Here is an 18,936-nt window from a genome sequence, read left to right on the forward strand (position 1 = left end):
AGATTGTCCATAGGCTCCCGCCTTTGCAGTGCTTGCGGATTGATTTTCACCGTCCGTCACGGCGAAAGCGGTAGCTTCGGTCGTTCCTCCCTGCGCGACCGCACTCCATATTTGCTGCGTGCGCGCATGCCGCCATGAGACCGAAAGTCGCATGACACTCCGCGGCGCATCGTGAAGAGTCACACCCATGGCTCGCCGCAAAGAATCTTTCCTCTCCATGCTCGTTCATGGCATTCCCTGGTGGGTGAGCGCCAGCCTTGCCGCCGTGGTCTATGTGATGATGCGCTGGGTTGCGCCCGACATTCGCCTGGATGATCCTACGATTGCGCACTTCATCAAATCCATGCCAGACGTCGCCTGGCTGGGGGCGTCACCACTGCTGCTCCTGGCGGGACTGAATCTTTATGTGACGTTTTTCAAGAAACGGGCTAAGTCCGGCAGTGACTGCTGAGTTGATGAAAAGACCGCTGCATGCTCGCAGCACCCACCTTCTTGCCTTTATGAACAGATACACGGTGCTCATGGTGATCGTCTGCGCATTGGCTTTCGCGGCCTCCATGGGCGAGGAAACGAACCAGGAAAAACCTCTCCGATACTTTCCGGCCAAGCACGGAACCAACGGCGGGCTCGATGAGATGGTGGATCTGAGCACGATGGAAGGATTCGATCAGGCGCATACCCTCGATGACGTGGCGAAGTTTGCGGCCAAGGTTCCGGGTGCCGTGGGTTTTACGGCGCATCCCAGGTTTGAAAAGGGCGAACGCCACGCGCGCGCGGTGCTGTGGTACACGCATTGTTCTCCGCTCTCGCAGTCCTGGCCTCTGCACCTGTTTGATGAGGCGGAGGCGAAGAAGGGCCCGGGAGAAGCCGCAACTCCTGCTGCCTTGGTAGCCGCGGAACTCCGGGTGACCGCAAAGCTTCCTGAGGCTCAGGAACTCATCACTGCCGCGGGCACGCGTGGGGTGACGGTCTCGCGTGATAACCGAGACTATCAAGAGCAAAAGATCCTGGCACTGGCCGTCATGCGCCTGGGCGGATTTTTTCAGCACACCGGCGTGTTCGGAAAAGGAGGGTGCTGGGCCTGCCGCAGTGTGGTGGCGGGAGGTACTCCTAGAAAGTGCGGCCTTGGGATCAACAATGTCAATCATTGGAACTGCTGCGGAATCACCGAAGCGGGGACTCTCCGGTGCCGCTACTGGGAGTTGATCAAAGCCCAGGATGAGGTGGGACCCCACGCACCCCCAGAACGGTGAATGCCGACGCAGCTAGTGCGAATCATTTTCCGCCTGTCATCACTCGCATTTGCCCACAGCCCCACTGCTTCCAATTCCTGCTCCAGACTGTCATTGCCAAGGGGCGGGGGCAGGCTCACTTGAAGTGATGCTGAGCTATCGATTTTGTTTCTACGCCATTCGCGCGGCGCCGTGGGTGCTGGGGGTGGGGTGGTTTTTGAACATGCTGCTCTCTCCAGGGCAGTCCGGCTGGGTGCTGACGCCGGTGGAGGTGATGTTGGTGTTTCTGACGGTGGGTTATGTGCTGGTGGGGCTGGTGCTGGGAATCAAGCTGAAGCGGGGGCAGCTGGCGCTGATGTGTCCGTTCTGCGCAAGGCCGGGTCAGGCGCAGGTCGATGGCTCGGAAGAACTGACGATGGAGTGCCCGGCCTGCGGAGAGATCCGGGGCGGCGGGCCGCTGGGGTGGACGATCGTGCGCGTCCAGAAGAAGCCCAAGCCCAGGGCGGGTAAGAGGCGTGCGGTGCCGGCGAGCCAGATGCAGTCTCGGTCGCCGTGGTTTTGGGGGCTGTTTGGGCTGTCGGTGGCGTCGGCGGCGGCTGGGGCTGTGATTCATACTTTCAGCCTTTTCATGGTGTTTGGGCCGCTCTGGTGTTTTCTGGTAGGGAGACATCTGGAGCAGACGCTGCGCACGGGCTGCCTGAATGACAACAGGGGCCCGACCTTTCGCAGTCGGGAGCCGGTGAAGTTCTGGGTGGGCACCTGCATCTGGATGTTCGGCTGTGCGTTCGCGGTGGTGATGCCGCTGGGTTTTGCCCTGCAAGAGCGGGGGAGGATCGAGGAGAGGGAAGCGGAGGCGAAAGCGGAGATGATGAATGCGGAGCGGAGGTGAGGCGTGGCCGTTCTTTGGAGTGCGGTCGCGTGGCGAGGTAGGAGCGTTGCTGCCGCTTTCCGCAGGCGGGTGGCTTCGTTGTTGTGACAGGAAGTGCGACGACCCGTGGCGCGCTTTTCCAAACTAAACGCAACCGCATTTGCCATCGCGCATCCCTGCGCCTATGGCAGACGCCCCTTATGAAGAAAACGATCTGGTTCATCCGTCATGCCGAAAGCCTCAGCAATGCGGGCTTTGCCACGGACACGCCGCATGCCATCGGTCTCAGTGAGAAGGGGCTCGCGCAAGCGGAGGCGCTGGCGGTGCAGTGGCGCACGGAGCCGGACCTCATGGTGGTCTCGCGCTATTCACGCACGGGATTCACGGCGGAGCCGCTGCGCAAAATTCATCCGCAGGTGCCGGTGATCGAGCTGCCGGTGCATGAGCTGACCTTTCTCGCCCCGGCGCGCTACGTGGGCACCACGGAGACGCTGCGCCGCGAGCCTGCCCGTCAATACTGGGAGCGCTGCGATCCGGATTACTGCGATGGCGAGGGCGCGGAGAGTTTTCGCGATTTCTGCGCGCGGATCGATGATGCGGTGGAGACGCTGCGTCAGCGCGCCGAGGAGCGCATCGCCGTCTTCTGCCATGCCTACGTCATCAAGTCGATCCTGTGGCGGCAGCTGAATCCGGACGCTCCGGTGACGGCAGACTACATGCGCGACTTCTTCAGCTTCCACCTCCGCTGCGTGGTGCCGAACGTGATGGTCTATCCTTTTGAATGCGAGGGCGACGCTCCTCTCTTCATGCTGACGCCGTTTGAGATCAAGTGATGGGGGCGGAGTGGCAGGCCAGGGCGCCATCGGACTCCTGCACCTCCAGACTTCCACCGTTTCCTCGCCAAGGCGTACACGACGCGTGGGCAGGCCGGGAAAGGCTCGCGCGTTCCAGAGTGCAACAAATGCAACAAATACGTCGGTAGGGGATACGCGCGGGCTGCAGCCGAGCCAAACCATCTTCAGAAACTTCAACAAATTCGGCGGGTATGGTGTACAACAATGCGTAGCACCTTGGTCTCGGATCATCCGCCAGTGATGGCCACCTTTGCAGACCGGGTTGCCAGGATAAAGCATGCCATGAATCCAAAAGGCTCTTCAAAGGACATGAATGCCATGAAATACCATCCTGGAGGAGTCCGAAGCGAAAGCGTGCTCCACTCCATGGGAGATGGTGGGGGGATTCGGCGCTGGCATGGACGTAGGACGGTCGTGGCGCAAGCCCGCCCGTCTGCGAGCGCATTGCGAACACCCTGGCGTACGAATGTCCTGGAAGTCGGGCGGTTTGGCGGAGGAAGGGATGCTCCATGGCATGCTTTCGACGCCAAACACGACCGACCTACGGCATGAGTTTGCCACTGCGCGTAGGTAGCAGAGCGCTGGGCTTTGCGGAGTGTCCTGGGACCAAGAGGGTCCCACTCTTCCAGAGCTTCGTAGTGCGTGTGCCATGGAGGAGAGCATCTTCCCGATCCCTCAACGCTGCGCGATCACCCAGATTCGCTCGTTGGCCATAGCGGACGCTCTGCGCAGCAAGACCTGAGCTTGTTTTACCCGATGGCGGTATCAAAAACAGGTTTCGAATTCGGCTTGGAATGAGGGCCAAAGATACAAGGAAGGTCAGGTTTCTGGCACTGGCATGCTTGTTCCTCATATCTCTGGCCTGCCACCGGGCATGAAAGCCCGTGTGACGCTTTTAGCATGGCATTCTGAGAAATCCCACCGCTGGCTGGCCCACTGCTTGGTGACCGTCGCGAATACAAGGTCCCGCCGAATATGTTGAAGTTTCGTCGGCTGGGTGCCCGTGTGCGTGTACCCATACCCGCCGAATTTGTTGAAGTTTCCGCAGTTTCGTTGGCTGGGTGCCAGCGTGTGCGTACCCCCACCCGACGTATTTGTTGCATTTGTGGCACTTTGGGAACGCGCGAACCTTACCCGGCCTGTCTTTGCCTTGTATCTGCCCCTCGGTTTTGGGCTGCATGCGCGCATGAAGGCCAGTCCCCCCGGCTGCTGTGGGGAACAAGGCCCTGAATCAGAACTTGGATGCAATGGCGCGCAAGCGTTGGCCTGCGGCCTGCGTACTGTTTTGCATGCCTGATCTCTCCGCACTCTCGCGTCGTGAACTCCTCTCCCGCATGGGGGGCGGCTTTGGCGCGCTGGGGCTGGCATCCACGCTGCAGGGAGCGTCGGTTCTGGCACCGCGCACGAACTTTGTGCCGAAGGCCAAGCGGGTGATCCAGCTCTTCATGAACGGCGGCCCCTTTGGCGCGGATTTCTTCGATCCGAAGCCGGGCCTGCTCAAATACGCCGGCCAAAAGCCCGCCGGTGCTGACCTGCGCACGGAGCGCCCCACAGGCGGCCTGCTGGCCTCTCCGTACAAGTATTCCAAGCACGGCCAGAGCGGGCTGGAGATCAGCGAGCTGCTGCCAAATCTCTCCCAGCATGCCGATGACCTGTGCGTGCTGCGCTCATGTCACACGGACAATCCCAATCACGGCCCCGCCTTGCTGCTCATCAACAACGGTACCATGACCGAGCGCGTGCCGAGCATGGGCTCGTGGCTCAGCTACGGCCTGGGCAATGAGAACGCGAACCTGCCCTCCTTTGTGGTGCTCTGCCCCGGCAAACCGGTGCGCTTCTCCGTTCTGTGGACCAGCGCCTTCCTCCCCGCGCAGCATCAGGGCGTGTACATCAATCACTCCAATCTGGATCCGAAGCAGATGATCCCGTGGCTGACGAATGAGAAGCTGGCGCGCGCGGATCAGCGCAAGCAGCTCGACCTCATGCAGGCGCTGAATGCCGAGCACCTGGCCGCACGCGGAGGTGCAGATGTCGCTTTGAACGGCCGCATTCAGGCCATGGAAACGGCCTACCGCATGCAGTCCGCCGCCACGGATGCGTTTGATGTGAATCTGGAGCCGGAGAAGGTGCGCGAGCTGTATGGCAAGAGCCATTTCTCCAATGGCTGCCTCATGGCCCGCCGTCTGGTGGAGCGCGGTGTGCGCTACGTGCAGCTCTACTACGGCAACGGCCAGCCCTGGGACACGCATTCCAAGCACGACGAGCAGACGCGCAAGCTCGCGGCGGACATCGACCGCCCCATCGCAGCGCTGATCGGAGATCTCAAACAGCGCGGCATGCTGGAGGACACCCTCATCATCTGGGGCGGTGAGTTTGGCCGCACCCCGGTGAGTGAAAACGGCAACGGCCGCGACCACAATCCGCACGGCTTCTGCATGTTCTTCGCCGGCGGCGGCGCACGCGGCGGGCAGGCGTATGGGCAGAGCGATGAGTTTGGCTTCAAGGCCGCTGTGGACAAGATGCACGTGCACGACATCCACGCGACCATTCTGCATCTGCTGGGCATGGATCACGAACGCCTGACCTATCGCTATGCGGGCCGCGACTACCGCCTGACGGATGTGCACGGTCGCGTGCCGCAGGCGATTGTGGGGTGAGTAGCGTCGAAAGCACCCGTTCCCACGCGAACGCGAAGCGTCTTGGAACCGGAGCGCAGCGGAGATAGACAGCCGCAGGCTGCCCGAAGGGTGAGCGCAGCGAATCAATGCGTGCGGCAAGCCTCGGCGCGACGCCGCTTTCGCAGGCCGGACGGGGCGCTGAGTTCCGAGGAATGGAGTAAACCCCGCTAAAGCGGTGCCGTCGATGCAGGCTTGCGCCGTGCATCTATGTCACCGCATTGATTCGCTTACGCTCACCCCTTTGGGGCAGCCTGCGGCTGTCTACCTTCGCTGCGCTTCGGTTCCAAGACGCTGACGCGTAGTTCCAGCTTAATCCCTCACGCCTTGCTTTTGTCCGCACGGAAGCGGCTCCAGAACGATTTCTTGTTTGGCACGGCGCGGCGGATTTCCACGATCGGGCTCTTCTTCGTTTTGGAAGAGGGCTGGGGGGCTGGCTTGGGCTTTTCGGCTTCCTTTTCGGGCTTGGCAGGCGTGACGGCAGGAGGCGGCGGAGCATCGGCGGGGCCGTAGAGCTCACGCGTCTTCTGGTGCATCATCTCCGCCTCGGCGGCACGCTGCATGGAGTCGCGGATGCTGGTGGGCACGGCGCTCTCGGTGAGCGGTGGCAGCAGCGGATTGGGTCCTGAGGCCCAGGTGCCGAGGGTCGGCATCAGGGACGCGATTTCGTTTTGATTGTTCACCTTGTGCAGACCGATCACACGCAGGGAGGTGCCAAACATGTAGAAGATGGTGCTGTCATCCAGGCCTTCCACCATACTGCCGCCGCGCTGCAGGATGGGGCTGCCACGCAGGATGATCTCATCCTGGGTGATGAATGCCTCCTGGCAGAGCGCCTTGGCAGGCTCGCTGAAGTCCATTTCCAAAAAGACCTTGCCACGCGCACGCGCTTTCAGCGGCTTGCCATCGGCCGAGTACTTGAAGACCTGGATCGAATCTGCGGCGATCTTCAGATAGGGCGGAAACTCCAGCTGCTGCGTGGAAATGCTCTTGGCCTCCGTGAAGCTCATGCTCAGCAGGAAGCTCAGATCCGTGGGAGACTTGGTCATGGAAACCTCCTTGATGCCGGAGGCTGCCTTGTCCTTGTCTTTGTCTGCGGAGGCGGATTTGCTGGCGGTGCCGGTGGTGTTCAGGCTGGCGCAGCCGACGCCCAGCAGCGCTGTTGCCAGCAGTGCGGCAGCGGAACCGGTCTTAAACTGTAGTAGAGAAGTCATCTGCGGGTCTTAGATACACCCAAAGGTGATTTTGCTCATCTTGAAATTACTAGAATGTCGATTCTGCCGCATTTTGGGACGGTTGGCGGCGCTCATAGGTGGCAAAAGTCATCCCAAGGGCGTTCACGGCATCGGGCGGGAAGTGCTGCTGAGAGGTTATCTGCCACTCCTCGGGGGCCACGGTCGGGAAGGGGACTCCATTTCCCAGGGAATCCTCCACGTGGGTCAGGATCAGCCGGTCCGCCCAGGGCATGGCCGCATCGAAGGCGGCGCTGCCCCCGCAGACAGCGAGTTCCCGGGCACCTGCCGCAGCTGCGCGTGCCAGGGCCTCCTGCACGCCCGCCACTTTTTCGCCCACTTTCGGGGTGTAGCCTGAATCTCGCGTCAGCACCAGAGGGTGCCGGTCCTCAAACCAGCCGAGCATCTCTTCGTAGGTGCGGCGGCCCAGCAGCAGCCACTTCCCGCGGGTGGCGCGGCGGAAGTGCTCTTTGTCTCGCGGCAGGTCCCACGCCACCCCCTGCCCGCGGGAGATAAGGCCGTCCGCAGAGACGACGGCGATCAGGGTCACGACAGGGCGGGAACTCACAGGAAAGGAGAGGGGAGAGCGTGACCGAACGGGGTCAATAAATGGCGGATTCTCCCTCGCAAAGAAGGCGCACGCGGTTCTCCAGGCCGCGCTCCCGGGCGGCCTTCATCAGGCGCTCGGCCGGTTCATGCAGCGGTTCGCCGCCGAGCGGGAAAGTATCGTGGTGCATGGGGATCATGGACTGCGCCCCCATCATTTCAAAGGCGTCCAGAGCCTCCTCCGGATTCATGTGCACCTGACGACCGCTGGGGGCGTCATAGGCGCCGATGGGCATGAGCGCCAGATCAATGCTGGCCCGCTTGCCAATTTCCTGGAAGCCGTCAAACATCGCGCTGTCACCGCAGTGGAAGAGGCAGCGCTCGGGAGATTTGATCAAATAACCGCCAAACTGCCGGTGTGTGTCGTGAATGTTTCGCGCTCCCCAGTGCCGCGCCGGCGTGAGGGTGATGCGCAGGTCCTGAAAGGTGGCGCTCTGCCAGGTTTTCAATTCCACAATGTGCCCAAAGCCACAGTGCCGCACCACGCGGCCCACACCTTCCGGCACGATGATCGGCTGCGCCGCCGCCAGCTTGCGCAGGCTCGGCAGGTGCAGGTGATCGTAGTGCGCGTGCGTCACCAGCACGAGATCGATGGGAGGCAGGTCGTTTGCCCAGACGCTCGGGTGGCGCACCCGCTTCACCGGGCCGTGCCAGAGCGCCCAGTTGGGATCGATGGCGATGTTTACCCCGCCTACCTGCGCAAAGAAACCCGCATGTCCGAGCCAGGTCACCGCGATCTCGCTGCTCTTGGCCACGGGCAGAAGCCCGAAGTCCTGCTTCGGCCTGCGCGGAGAGAGCAGGGTGGGAATGAGCACTTCATTGAGAAACTGGAAGTTACGCTTTCGCCAGCCTTCCGTTGGCAGCAGGCCAATGCGGTTTCCTTCGGTTTGGGCCTTATTGAGCAGGCCACGCTTTTTCGGCGGACTGGCTTTACCAGCCCCGCTGGATGGGGAAGCGGGATCGAAGAGCATGAGGGGCTGCTAAACGCTTGTGAATAATAAACGAGCAGCGCCTCCAAACTCAAGAATTAAGTGTCTAACAAAAATAGGTGAGGGGGCTGATGCCGGGGACGGGAGAAGGCTGAGGCTCAAAGGGTAAGATAGGGCAAAGCCCGATCGTGAGTGTCTCCAAACGCGCGCCTGCCTTCTCGACCGCCCTCTTCCCACAGGCGTCTGCAATCCCGCAGACGGCCCTACTTCACCGTTCCCATCGCGGTCACCCACTTGCCTTTGGTCACCACTTTTTCCACCACGAAGCCGGCGCGTTTGCCCGCAGCCAGGCAGGCTTTGGCCTGGGACTTGAGAATGCCGGAGAGCATGAGCACGCCGCCAGGAGCCACGGAGCGCACCAGTTGCGGAAAGGCGGCCTCCAGCACATCAAAGAAGATGTTTGCGGCCACGATGTCCCACTGCTGCTTCGGCTCCCACTTGAGCACGTCCACTTTCGTGAAGCGCACTTTGGGAGTTTCGTTGCGCTCTGCGTTCTCTTTGGAGATTTTCACCGCGGCGGGGTCGTAATCGCAGCCCCACACACGCGTCGCGCCCAGTTTGTCTGCAGCGATGGCGAGGATGCCGCTGCCACAGCCGAGATCGGCCATGCTCCATTTTTTCCCGGCGGCCTGCCGTTCTTCAGCGGCATCCACCAGCAGGCGCAGCACGGTGGCCGTGGTCGCATGGTGTCCGGTGCCAAAGGCCATGTCTGCCGGCACGGCGATGATTTCGCGCCCGGGAAACTTCGCGCGTGCTTTCTCGATCTCCGCGTCCGTTTTGGCGGCACAGATCACAAAGGTGTCCCGCACCTTGACCGGGGGAGGGGTCTGCGAGGCATGGGCGGCCCAGTTCTGTGTTTTCAGGTGCTTTACCTTGCCGCCATATATTTTCTGCACCGCTTTTACCGGCGCCTGCGTCTCGCTGTAAAATTCCAGGCAGACCATTTTGCGGCCTGGGAAACTGTTGATGACGAGAGTGCCGTCTTTGTTTTCCGCGAAACGTTCTTCCCAGAGATCAGCCGAACGTGAAGCTGAGAGTTTTGACCAGACAAACATGAAGTCTTTTTGGGGAATCCATCTCTCTGTGAGAGATGGAGCGGGTGACGCGATTCGAACGCGCGACATCTTCCTTGGCAAGGAAGTGCTCTACCACTGAGCTACACCCGCTTTTGCGTTGGGATGGAGAGTGTGGCGCATGATGAAGATCGTGCAAGCATAAAGTGCATAAGTTGAGAATGTTTTTATTCACGCCATGCTGAGTCCGTGAATCTTCCCACGCATATCTGGATCAACGGCCACATCACTCACACCGCCGAGGCCCGCGTCTCGCCTTTCGATCACGGCTTTCTGGTAGGTGATGGTGTGTTTGAAACACTCGTGGCACGCGGTGGCAGGCCCTTCACTCCCACCCGGCACTGGCGGCGGCTGGTGGACTCATGCAGAGCCATGAACATCACTCCGCCGGAGTATGACACTTTCCTGAGCGCCATGCTCGCCACCATGGAGGCCAATGGACTCGCCGATGCCCGCGTCCGCGTCACCCTCACCAGTGGCGATGGCCCGCTCGGCTCGGATCGCGGCGACTCCCCCCCCACCATGACCGTTGCCGCCACACCGCTCAAGCCCTGGCCGCCTACCGAGACCATCCTGACGGTGCCCTGGACGCGCAACGAGCGCTGCGCCCTCGCAGGCATCAAGTCCACATCTTATGCAGGAAACGTCCGTGCTCTGGCCCTGGCCCACGCCGAAGGGGCAGGGGAGGCCATCTTTGCCAATACCCAGGATGAACTCTGCGAAGGCACCGGCACCAACATCTTCATCGTGACCGGCGGTCGTGTGCAGACGCCGCCGCTCAGCTCCGGCTGCCTCGCGGGGGTGACTCGCGGGCTGGTCCTCGAAGCCTGCGCCGCTGCAGGCATCGTGGTCGAAGAGGTCTCCATTCCCATCGCACTGCTGAAAACCTGTGAAGAAGCCTTCCTAACCTCCAGCACCCGCGATGTTCATCCGCTGGCAAAGATCGATCAACGCCCCATGCCCGGAGTGGCGGGCCCCGTCACCCAGCGCGTCGCCCAGGCGTTCCGGGATTTCGTGGCAGGGCGGGATGATCCGTGAGCTGTGATGAGAAGCGAGCGCTCTGCGTGCTTCGCGAAATCAATTTGGAGTGCGGTCGCGGAGGGAGGCACGACCGCAGCTACCGCTTTCGAGTGTCTCGTGGCTCGCGTAAGCCGAGTGCGGGAAGAGCGTCCACCTGCTCCCGCCTTCGCGTCTCTGCGGATGAGCGCTCACCGTCCGCCACGGCGAAAGCGGTAGCTCCGTTCATTCTTCACTTCGCGACCGCACTCCAAAAGTCGCTTCGTGCTTCGCGAAGCCCACTGAAAACATTTTTCGGCAAATGACGTGCCTCGCAGAATGTTCAGGGGATGACCTCTCCTGAAGCTGACCGCCACAGCCAGTTCCTGCGCCTTTACGTGGCGCATGAAGAGGCCCTGCTCGGCTTTGTGCGTACCCTGGTGCCTTTGCGTGATGATGCACGCGAGGTGATGCAGGAGGTGGCCGTAGTGCTGTGGCAGCGGTTTGAAGAGCTGCACGACGCGACTGCTTTCCGCCCCTGGGCCTTTGGTGTGGCGCGGTTCAAGGCCCTGGCCTGGATCCGCGACCGCAGGCGTGACCGGCTGGTGTTTGATGACAATGCAGGAACCGAGTCTAAAAGGAGAATCCGCACGCCGTGGGGAGTCGTTGATAGGGGTGAGGTCACCCCCCGTCCCCGCGCCATCCATGAAACGCTTTTTCTTTTCCGCCCTGCACGCCCTGCGCCGCCGCCCAATCGCATCCAGCTCGGCGCTGCTGCTGCTGGCGGGCGTGGTGGTCTGCTGCCAGTCCTGCGCCTCGTCCTCGCGCAAAAACTACCCCACAACCCCTTACCGCACGGTGGCGGCGGAGGGGCGGCTTTCCATCCGTGAGTATCCAGCGCTGAAGATCGCACGCACGAGCGGCGCGGAGGATGGCGGAAGCTTCATGCGGCTGTTTCGCTACATTGGCGGCGCGAATGAGAAGGGGGAAAAGATTTCCATGACCACGCCGGTGCTCATGGAAAAGAGAACCATGAGCTTTGTCCTGCCGCAGAGTCACCAGAAGGAGGCGCCGCGCGCGGGAGACACCGCCGTGGAGATTACCACGCTGCCCGCCCGCCAGATGGCCGTGTGCTCCTACAGTGGCCGCCCGGAGGGCGCGGGTCGTGCTCAGGCACTGGAGCAGCTGCGTGCCTGGCTGCAGGCGCGAAAGCTCGCCTGGGTGGAGGAACCCGTGTATGCCGTGTATGACGGTCCTTTCACCCTGCCAGCGCAGCGGCTGAATGAGGTCATGCTGCCGCTGAAGCCGTGATGGAGCCAGACTGAGCGCCACGGATTGGCTCGGCAGGAATTTGCGGCAGCGAATGGCTCTGCGTGCTAGGACTTCGTCTCATACACCTCGCCCAGCTTTCGCATCAGCGTCTCCAGCTTGGTGTAGTACTCGTCTTCATTCATCTTGGCCCGCTGCTCCTTCAGTTTCTTCAGCTCGCTCTCCAGGGCGTCGCGTGTGCTGCGTTGGGCATCGGTGAGTTTTTGCTCTTCCTCGCTCAGCACCAGTACCATCTGCGCGGCGCGCTCGCCATCCACGGACATGCCGGCGGTGGCAGAAGGTTCTGCGCCGAAGACTTCGCTGCGAGTGCCCACACCATCGCCGTTGTCCTCGATCAAGGCGTGCTCAGTCGCCAGACGGCCCTCGTTCTCATAGAAGGTCGCAGTGGCTTTGCTGGCATGGCGAAAGGCCTCCAGCAGGGACACCTGCTTGTCCTGGTCCAGATCCGCCTCGTCTTTTCCGCCGATGGCTACAGCGAAGTATTCGCCAAAGCGTGCATAGAACACCTCATCGGGGCTTTTGGTGGAAGTGATGATGACGCGTTTCTTGCCCGAGAGCGCCTTCAAAAAGCCGCCGCTGGAGGAGGCCGTGTGAATGACCGCCACCTCCTGCTTCAGCGGTTTGATCCACGCTGCGAGCTGCTTGGCATCGAAGTCAGGCCCCTCCGCGCTGAACATTGCCTCGCGTCCGTCAAAGGTGCCGTGGCCGATGAGCACCAGCCACAGCGAGCGCTCGGGCTTCGCCGCAGCGAGTCGTTGCTCCAGCTTGGCTGTCGTTTCATTCCCGGCAATGACCTCCATCGGCACCGCACCCTTCGTGCATGCCTTCTTCCACGCCTCCACCTGCGTCTGAAATTTCTTCCCGTACTCCTCCGTGCCCGCAGCACCCACCACCAGCACCACATCCATCTCCCGCGGCGCGGCGTGGAGCAGGGGAGCGAGCAGCGCGAAGCCCAAAGTAGTCCAGAGCTTTAGCTCGTTCAGACAAGGGGTGGCGAAGCGAATGCCGCTCCAGAACGAGCTAAAGCTCTGAACTACTTTCTTTCTCATGCCAGGCCTCCCTTCCTTCTCAAAAACCACTCCGCGCCCAGCAGCAGCAGCAGCGCCAGGAAAATCCACGGCGTATGCCACAGCGGGGTCGAAAGCGTCACTTCCACCGGCACTCGGATGTTCTTCAGCAACTCCGGCAGTTTCCCAATCTCCTCCAGCGCCAGCATCTGCCCGCCGGTCTCGGTGGCGATGCGTTGCATGAAGGCCTTGTCCGGCGCGAGGCGGCTGAACTCCTCCGCCTGCGGGCCGTAGGTCCATCCGGCGATCTTGCTGCCCAGCGGCGCATGCTTCTCCATGTCCTCCACACTTGCCACGGCGCGATAGTTTCCGGGATTGGCCGAGAAGAACTCCGTCTCAAACAGCCCCGCCTCTTTCAGGCTCGGCTCCGCGAAAAGCTGCGACTTCTTCCCATCCGGCTGCGTCACCTCCACCTTCACCAGCGCATCGCCATGGGCCTTGAACGCACGATCCCGCACGCGCACAGACAGCTTCACACGCTCGCGGTCTGCCACGTCCGTCTCCGCACTGAAGGTGATGCTGTCCGCCACGTCCACCACCAGCCAGCGCATGAGCTGCCTCCAGGAGCGCTCCATGTCCTTGCGCGCATCCTCATCGTGCATGCCCCAGCGCCACAGGTCCGCCACCATCACGCTGCCCACGCGCCCTTCGCCAAAGCGTTGCGAGACGATGGCCGGCACGGTGGTCTGCGTGCCATCCGAAACCGTGGCCAGAATGCTTGCGCCCGGTTTGATCGAGAACGTTTGATTGATGGAATAAAAGGCAGGCATCGCCGCGAGCCGCTTCTCATCTTCCGCGCGGTCCGTGCGCAGCCGCATCCAGGACTCCAGCCAGCCCTCGCGTGTTAAATTAAAGCGCGCATCCAGCATTGGCCCCGTCGTGGTCGTGCGGTCAAGATAGACAGGAAGCATGCTGCCGATGGGCGTGTGGTCATACCCGCCCGCCTGATAGCACTCCTGCCCGCCCAGCATCAGCAGCGCGCCGCCACGCTCGCTCACGAAGCGCTGGATCAGGTGCATCTGCTCCTGCGTGAAGAAAGAGGCCTCAAGGTCATCAATGATGATCGCGCGATACTCGCTGAACAAATCTTCCGCGGCTTTTGGAAATCCATCGCTCAGTTCCTTGGCATCGCGCGTGCCCAGACGGATCAGCACCGGCTGGTCATAGCGCTGCGCTTCCTCGCCCTCCTTCGCGCCAAAGCCGCGGAAGAGCGGATTCGCGCTCTCACCGGCATGCCCGCGCCATTCAAATTTCGGCTCCCGTTTGGCGATGCGCACCAGGCTCGGCATCTGGATGTCGTCATCGCTCGCGATCGCACGGCGCAGAAATTTGTACTCCCAGTTCGGTCTGCCCGCCAGATAGAGCACGCGATAAGGACCCGCTCCGCGATCCGCAGCCAGCAGGCGCGAATTGTTGGCCAGCGTGGCTTCCTGCACCCCTTCGGTCTTGAGTTCCAGTTTGTGAAAAGACACCCCCGGCTTGGCCACCGGGATGCGCAGGCGCACCGTCTGCGGCGAGTCGCCATTGAAGGTGACCTTCTCCGTCACGATCGCCTTGCCCTGCTCATCCAGCGCGGAAAGCGTGGCCTGCTTGCCGTTCAGCCCATGCGCCGAGACACGGGAGGTGATGGTGATGGGCGCATCTTCAAACGGACTCGTCGCCACCGTGGAGTCGAGGATCGCGAGATCCGGGGTAGGGGTGTTCTTGCCGGCCAGCACGGTGAAAATCGGCGCGCCCTTCGCCTCGGCCTTCCATGTCGCGGCATCGGTCGCATTGCCATCGCTCACCAGCACCACCGCAGCGAGGTTGGTGCCGCCGCTGCGCAGCGTCATCAGCGTGCGGCACAGGTCCGAGCGCGTGCCGTCAAACTTTAGCGTGCGAAAATGCGGCACGCTCTGCGTCTGCGCGCCCGCCGTCATGAGGCGCAGGCGGAAGTCATCTCCCAGCGTCCGGATCCACGCTGCGTCCTGGTCGCCAGAGTTCAATGCTGCGGAGACTTGTGTGGCGCGTGTGGGTTCGCCTGCTTTCTCCGCCGTTTCCAAGGAGGCGCTGGTGTCCACCAGCACCACGATTTCATTTTCACCTTTCTTCGGCTGCTGCTTCGTCCACAGCGGATCCAGCAGGCACAGCGCCAGCAGGGCCAGAGCCGCGAGCTTGCAGGTCATCGCCGCGAGTTTGCGCCAGCCCCGCAGCTGGGAGCGGCGGTATCCCATCCAGAGAAGCCCGAGGACAACAGCGACCACCAGGGCGGCGAGCCAGGTGATGTCCGTGTGTTGCCAGAGAATGCGGGGCATGGGCTGCCAGTAAACGTGGTATGCGGCCAAAAGCTACATCTCAACCATCGCCATTTATTTTTGTTGCCAAAAAATGAAGATGGAAGCGCTTGTCGGATCACACATCCTCGTTTTGATCTGCGACCGTTCCCTTTCCGCAGCCCATGCCCCTTTACGATCCATACGCGTTTCAACTCGCTGGTTTCAGCGAGGGGGATGTTGACGAAATCCTCGCCGATCTCGACTACCTCCACCGCAACTCACGCTGGACACACCGCCGTGATCAGATCGAGCGCATGATCGTGGAATCTCCCGTCATTTTGCTCGATTTCCTGCGCAGCGTGAAGCCTGAAGTGGTCAAAAGTGCCATGATTCCGCGCCGGGTGAAGGAGCTGGTGGCCCGCCCAGCTCCGGCGAGACAGGCTGTTTGAGTCCTTGCACGTGGCCTGACTTCCGCCACATTCGGCCTCCCCTTCGACCCGGCCATTGTGCGCCGGGAGGCGTATTCCCATTTCCCATGTTCAACTGGATCATCAAAAAAATCATCGGCACCAAGAACCAGCGCACCGTGCGCAAGCTTCAACCTGTGGTGGTCGAGATCAATGCCATCGAAGCCCGCCTTCAAAACGAGCCCGAGGAAAGCCTGCGCGAGCGCACCCAGAAGTGGCAGGCCCAGTTCCGCGCCTTCCACACACCTCCGTTCCTTGGCGGCGTGGGCCTGCGCATTGCGAACGAAGCTGAGGTGGACGCCTGCCTGCAGGCCGTGCAGCAGTACTTCACCGACCTGAAGCCGCATTTCCCGGCTCTGGAAACAGACTACCTCCAGAGCGCCGCCTGGAACGGTGCCTCCCTGGATGACAAGAAGTCCCGCATCGACCGCGCCCGCGAGGCCTGGAACGCCATCCAGCCCGACTTCGCCCCCATCGAGCAGAAGATGCTCAATGACATCCTCCCCGAAGCCTACGCCGTGGTGAAAAACGCCGCCCGCCGCATGTGTGGCCGCGAGATCATCGTCTGCGACCAGCCCCTCGGCTGGAACATGGTGCACTTCGATGTGCAGCTCATCGGCGGTGTGGCCCTGCACCGCGGCATGATCGCCGAAATGGCCACCGGTGAAGGCAAGACCCTCGTCGGCACCCTGCCGACCTACCTTAATGCGCTTACCGGCCGCGGCGTGCACGTCATCACCGTGAATGACTACCTCGCCCGCCGCGACAGCGAGTGGATGGGCAGCCTTTATAAGTACCTCGGTCTCACCGTGGGTTGCATCCAGAACGACCAGCCCAGCCACCTCCGCCGGGAACAGTACCTCTGCGACATCACCTACGGCACGAACAGCGAGTTCGGCTTCGACTACCTGCGCGACAACGGCATGGCCTCGAGCAAGGAGCAGCAGGTGCAGCGCGGCCACTACTTCGCCATCGTGGACGAAGTGGACTCCGTCCTCATCGATGAAGCCCGCACGCCTCTCATCATCAGCGGCCCCGTCATGGCTGCCGAGAGCAATCACCAGTATGAGCGCTACAAGCCCCTCGTGGAACAGCTCGTGCGCCGCCAGAACACGCTTTGCAATCGGTTGATCACCGATGCCAAGGAAGCCGCCGCCGCCGGTGAAATGGAGCAGGCCGGTCTGAAGCTCTTCCAGGTGCACATGGGCCAGCCGAAAAACCGCGCCCTCATGCGCGCCATGGAGGAGCCTGAGCTCCGCCGTGCGATGGAGAAGTCCGAGCTTTCCCTCTACGCCGACACGCAGAAGGTCGAATTCTTCAAGCTCAAGGAAGAGCTGTACTACTTCATCGAGGAAAAATCTCACGACGCCGATCTCACCGAGATGGGCCGCAATTTCCTCAACCCCGATGAGCCGGATGCCTTCGTGCTGCCTGACATCGCCACGGTGTATTCCGAGATCGATGGCGACATGACGCTCTCTGAGGACGCCCGCGCCCGCAAGAAGGGCGAGATGATGGACCGCCTCTCCCACCAGGCGCAGCGCGTGCACCAGATCAGCCAGCTCCTGCGCGCCTACTGCCTCTATGAGAAGGACGTGGAATACGTCGTCGAAGAGAACAAGGTCGTCATCGTCGATGCGCAGACCGGTCGTAAGATGGCCGGCCGCCGCTGGAGCGATGGCCTGCACCAGGCCGTGGAAGCCAAGGAAGGCGTGCAGATTGACGCCGAGACCCAGACGCTCGCCACCATCACCATTCAGAACTATTTCCGCCTCTATCAAAAGCTGGGCGGCATGACTGGCACCGCTGAAACCGACGCCGCGGAGTTCCATGACATCTACAATCTCGACGTGCTCACCATCCCGACCAATCGTCCGGTGAAGCGTCAGGACCACAACGACAGCATCTACAAGACACGCCGCGAGAAGTTCACCGCCGTGATCGAATTGATCCGCGAACTCAATGCCAAGGGCCAGCCCATCCTCGTGGGTACCGCCAGCGTCGAAGCTTCCGAAATGGTCTCCCGCATGCTCAAGCTGCAGAAGATCACTCACAACGTGCTCAATGCAAAGTATCACCGCCAGGAGGCTGAAATCGTCGCGCGCGCCGGACATCGCGGTGCCGTGACCATTTCCACCAACATGGCCGGTCGTGGTACCGACATCAAGCTGGGCGAAGGCGTCTCCGAACTCGGCGGCCTCTTCGTGCTGGCCACCGAGCGTCACGAAAGCCGTCGTGTGGACCGCCAGCTACGCGGACGTTCCGCCCGTCAGGGAGACCCCGGCGAGAGCAAATTCTTCCTCAGCTTTGAAGACGACCTCATGCGCAACTTCGGCGCCGCCGAGCGCATGACGAAGATGATGGAGCGCTTTGGCATGAAGGAGGGCGAAGAGCTTCAGCACCCCTGGCTCAATCGCAGCGTCGAAACTGCGCAGAAACGCGTGGAGCAGCGCAACTACGTCTGGCGCAAGCGCGTCCTCGAATACGATGACGTCATGAACCAGCAGCGCGAAGTCGTCTATGAATGGCGCAACGACGTGTTGAACAGCAACGACACCCGCATCCTCATCAATGAAGCCGTGGAAAAGGGCATCACCGAACGCCTTGGAGCCTTCATCTCCAAGGACATCAAGGATGACGAAGCCGACTATGAAGGCCTCCTCGCCTGGGTGAACATGACCTTCCCCATCGGTCTGCGTGAGTTCGACGATCAGTTCAAGAAGCTCGATTTCGAAGCCAAGTCCGCCTACTTGAAGGAGAAGATCCTCGGTGCCTACGACGTGAAGGTTGGCAACGCCAATCCGACCGCCTTGCAGGAGATCGAGAAGATGATTCTCCTCAACGCCATCGACCGTCTGTGGCAGGAGCATCTGTATGCGCTGGATGCCCTGAAGGAAGGCGTGAACCTCCGCACCTACGGCCAGAAGGACCCGCTCATCGAGTTCAAGCAGGAAGCCTTCACCATCTTCGCGGAACTGATGAACAACATCAACGGCGAGGTCCTCGGCAATCTCTTCCGCAGCACCCAGCAGCTGGCCGCCTTCGAGCAGTTCCTCGCTCAGATGGCCTTGCAGCAGGGCATGCCCATGCACCTGGAGCAGCAGGAGGAAGAAGAGGAGGAAAAACCCGCCGCACTTCCCGACCCCGCGAAGGACGGCCCACGCCTCATCATCCCCACCGCTGTCCGCCCCAAACCCGCCGCCACCGTCGGTCGCAACGACCCATGCCCCTGCGGCAGCGGGAAGAAGTACAAACAGTGCTGCGGACGACTGGCGTAAGCTGACAGGTGACCC

15 protein-coding genes, 1 tRNA gene and 1 pseudogene are annotated in these 18,936 nt (G+C 61.7%); 10 read left to right on the forward strand and 7 right to left on the reverse strand.

Annotation, left to right across the window (positions count from 1 at the left end; genetic code table 11):
• Nucleotides 1-187 precede the first annotated feature (187 nt).
• From ACILSO_RS05425 to ACILSO_RS05445, 5 genes are all read left to right on the forward strand, one after another.
• On the forward strand, nucleotides 188-451 hold the full coding sequence (locus ACILSO_RS05425; protein ID WP_395736356.1) for a hypothetical protein: 264 nt from the start codon (nucleotides 188-190) through the stop codon (nucleotides 449-451).
• A gap of 49 nt (nucleotides 452-500) precedes the next feature.
• Nucleotides 501-1,253: a hypothetical protein gene (locus ACILSO_RS05430; protein WP_395736357.1), complete on the forward strand. Its 753-nt coding sequence runs from the start codon at nucleotides 501-503 to the stop codon at nucleotides 1,251-1,253.
• Nucleotides 1,254-1,380: 127 nt separating this feature from the next.
• Nucleotides 1,381-2,121 carry a hypothetical protein gene (locus ACILSO_RS05435; protein ID WP_395736358.1) on the forward strand — a complete coding sequence of 247 codons (741 nt, stop codon included), beginning with the start codon at nucleotides 1,381-1,383 and terminating at the stop codon, nucleotides 2,119-2,121.
• Nucleotides 2,122-2,300: 179 nt separating this feature from the next.
• A complete protein-coding gene (locus ACILSO_RS05440) occupies nucleotides 2,301-2,933 on the forward strand; it encodes a histidine phosphatase family protein (RefSeq protein ID WP_395736359.1) in 633 nt (210 codons plus the stop codon).
• Between the two features lie 1,310 nt (nucleotides 2,934-4,243).
• Nucleotides 4,244-5,611 (forward strand): DUF1501 domain-containing protein, encoded by a 1,368-nt coding sequence (locus ACILSO_RS05445; protein WP_395736360.1) that lies wholly within the window; start codon nucleotides 4,244-4,246, stop codon nucleotides 5,609-5,611.
• Nucleotides 5,612-5,949: 338 nt separating this feature from the next.
• Here the strand turns inward: ACILSO_RS05445 and ACILSO_RS05450 are convergent, their stop codons facing one another.
• From ACILSO_RS05450 to ACILSO_RS05470, 5 genes are all read right to left on the reverse strand, one after another.
• Nucleotides 5,950-6,843 carry a hypothetical protein gene (locus ACILSO_RS05450; RefSeq protein ID WP_395736361.1) on the reverse strand — a complete coding sequence of 298 codons (894 nt, stop codon included), beginning with the start codon at nucleotides 6,841-6,843 and terminating at the stop codon, nucleotides 5,950-5,952.
• 49 nt (nucleotides 6,844-6,892) lie between these two features.
• On the reverse strand, nucleotides 6,893-7,429 hold the full coding sequence (locus ACILSO_RS05455) for a dihydrofolate reductase (RefSeq protein WP_395736362.1): 537 nt from the start codon (nucleotides 7,427-7,429) through the stop codon (nucleotides 6,893-6,895).
• Nucleotides 7,430-7,463: 34 nt separating this feature from the next.
• Nucleotides 7,464-8,438 (reverse strand): MBL fold metallo-hydrolase, encoded by a 975-nt coding sequence (locus ACILSO_RS05460; RefSeq protein ID WP_395736363.1) that lies wholly within the window; start codon nucleotides 8,436-8,438, stop codon nucleotides 7,464-7,466.
• Between the two features lie 221 nt (nucleotides 8,439-8,659).
• Nucleotides 8,660-9,511, reverse strand: coding sequence for a 50S ribosomal protein L11 methyltransferase (locus tag ACILSO_RS05465; protein WP_395736364.1), 852 nt, complete (start codon nucleotides 9,509-9,511; stop codon nucleotides 8,660-8,662).
• Between the two features lie 36 nt (nucleotides 9,512-9,547).
• Nucleotides 9,548-9,622: transfer RNA gene (locus tag ACILSO_RS05470), tRNA-Gly, on the reverse strand.
• 96 nt (nucleotides 9,623-9,718) lie between these two features.
• Here ACILSO_RS05470 and ACILSO_RS05475 point away from each other — a divergent pair.
• The 3 genes and pseudogenes from ACILSO_RS05475 (at nucleotide 9,719) to ACILSO_RS05485 (ending at nucleotide 11,836) form a co-directional block, all read left to right on the forward strand.
• Nucleotides 9,719-10,567, forward strand: coding sequence for an aminotransferase class IV (locus tag ACILSO_RS05475; RefSeq protein WP_395736365.1), 849 nt, complete (start codon nucleotides 9,719-9,721; stop codon nucleotides 10,565-10,567).
• A 308-nt stretch (nucleotides 10,568-10,875) separates the two neighbouring features.
• Nucleotides 10,876-11,109: pseudogene (locus tag ACILSO_RS05480) on the forward strand (sigma factor); the annotation flags it as partial.
• A 121-nt stretch (nucleotides 11,110-11,230) separates the two neighbouring features.
• Nucleotides 11,231-11,836: an SOUL family heme-binding protein gene (locus ACILSO_RS05485; RefSeq protein ID WP_395736366.1), complete on the forward strand. Its 606-nt coding sequence runs from the start codon at nucleotides 11,231-11,233 to the stop codon at nucleotides 11,834-11,836.
• Nucleotides 11,837-11,901: 65 nt separating this feature from the next.
• Here ACILSO_RS05485 and ACILSO_RS05490 read toward each other — a convergent pair whose 3' ends face one another.
• Nucleotides 11,902-12,903 (reverse strand): C13 family peptidase, encoded by a 1,002-nt coding sequence (locus tag ACILSO_RS05490; RefSeq protein WP_395736367.1) that lies wholly within the window; start codon nucleotides 12,901-12,903, stop codon nucleotides 11,902-11,904.
• Nucleotides 12,900-15,215 (reverse strand): hypothetical protein, encoded by a 2,316-nt coding sequence (locus ACILSO_RS05495; RefSeq protein ID WP_395736368.1) that lies wholly within the window; start codon nucleotides 15,213-15,215, stop codon nucleotides 12,900-12,902. Before ACILSO_RS05495 ends, ACILSO_RS05490 begins: the two co-directional genes overlap by 4 nt.
• Nucleotides 15,216-15,358: 143 nt before the next feature.
• On the opposite strand from ACILSO_RS05495, the gene ACILSO_RS05500 reads away from it, so the two are divergent.
• Nucleotides 15,359-15,625, forward strand: coding sequence for a hypothetical protein (locus ACILSO_RS05500; protein WP_395736369.1), 267 nt, complete (start codon nucleotides 15,359-15,361; stop codon nucleotides 15,623-15,625).
• An 86-nt stretch (nucleotides 15,626-15,711) separates the two neighbouring features.
• Entirely contained in the window at nucleotides 15,712-18,921 is a 3,210-nt protein-coding gene (secA, locus tag ACILSO_RS05505) for a preprotein translocase subunit SecA (protein ID WP_395736370.1), read from the forward strand.
• The last annotated feature ends 15 nt before the right edge of the window (nucleotides 18,922-18,936 follow it).

It is taken from the genome of Prosthecobacter sp., assembly GCF_044226605.1.
GTDB lineage: Bacteria > Verrucomicrobiota > Verrucomicrobiia > Verrucomicrobiales > Verrucomicrobiaceae > Prosthecobacter.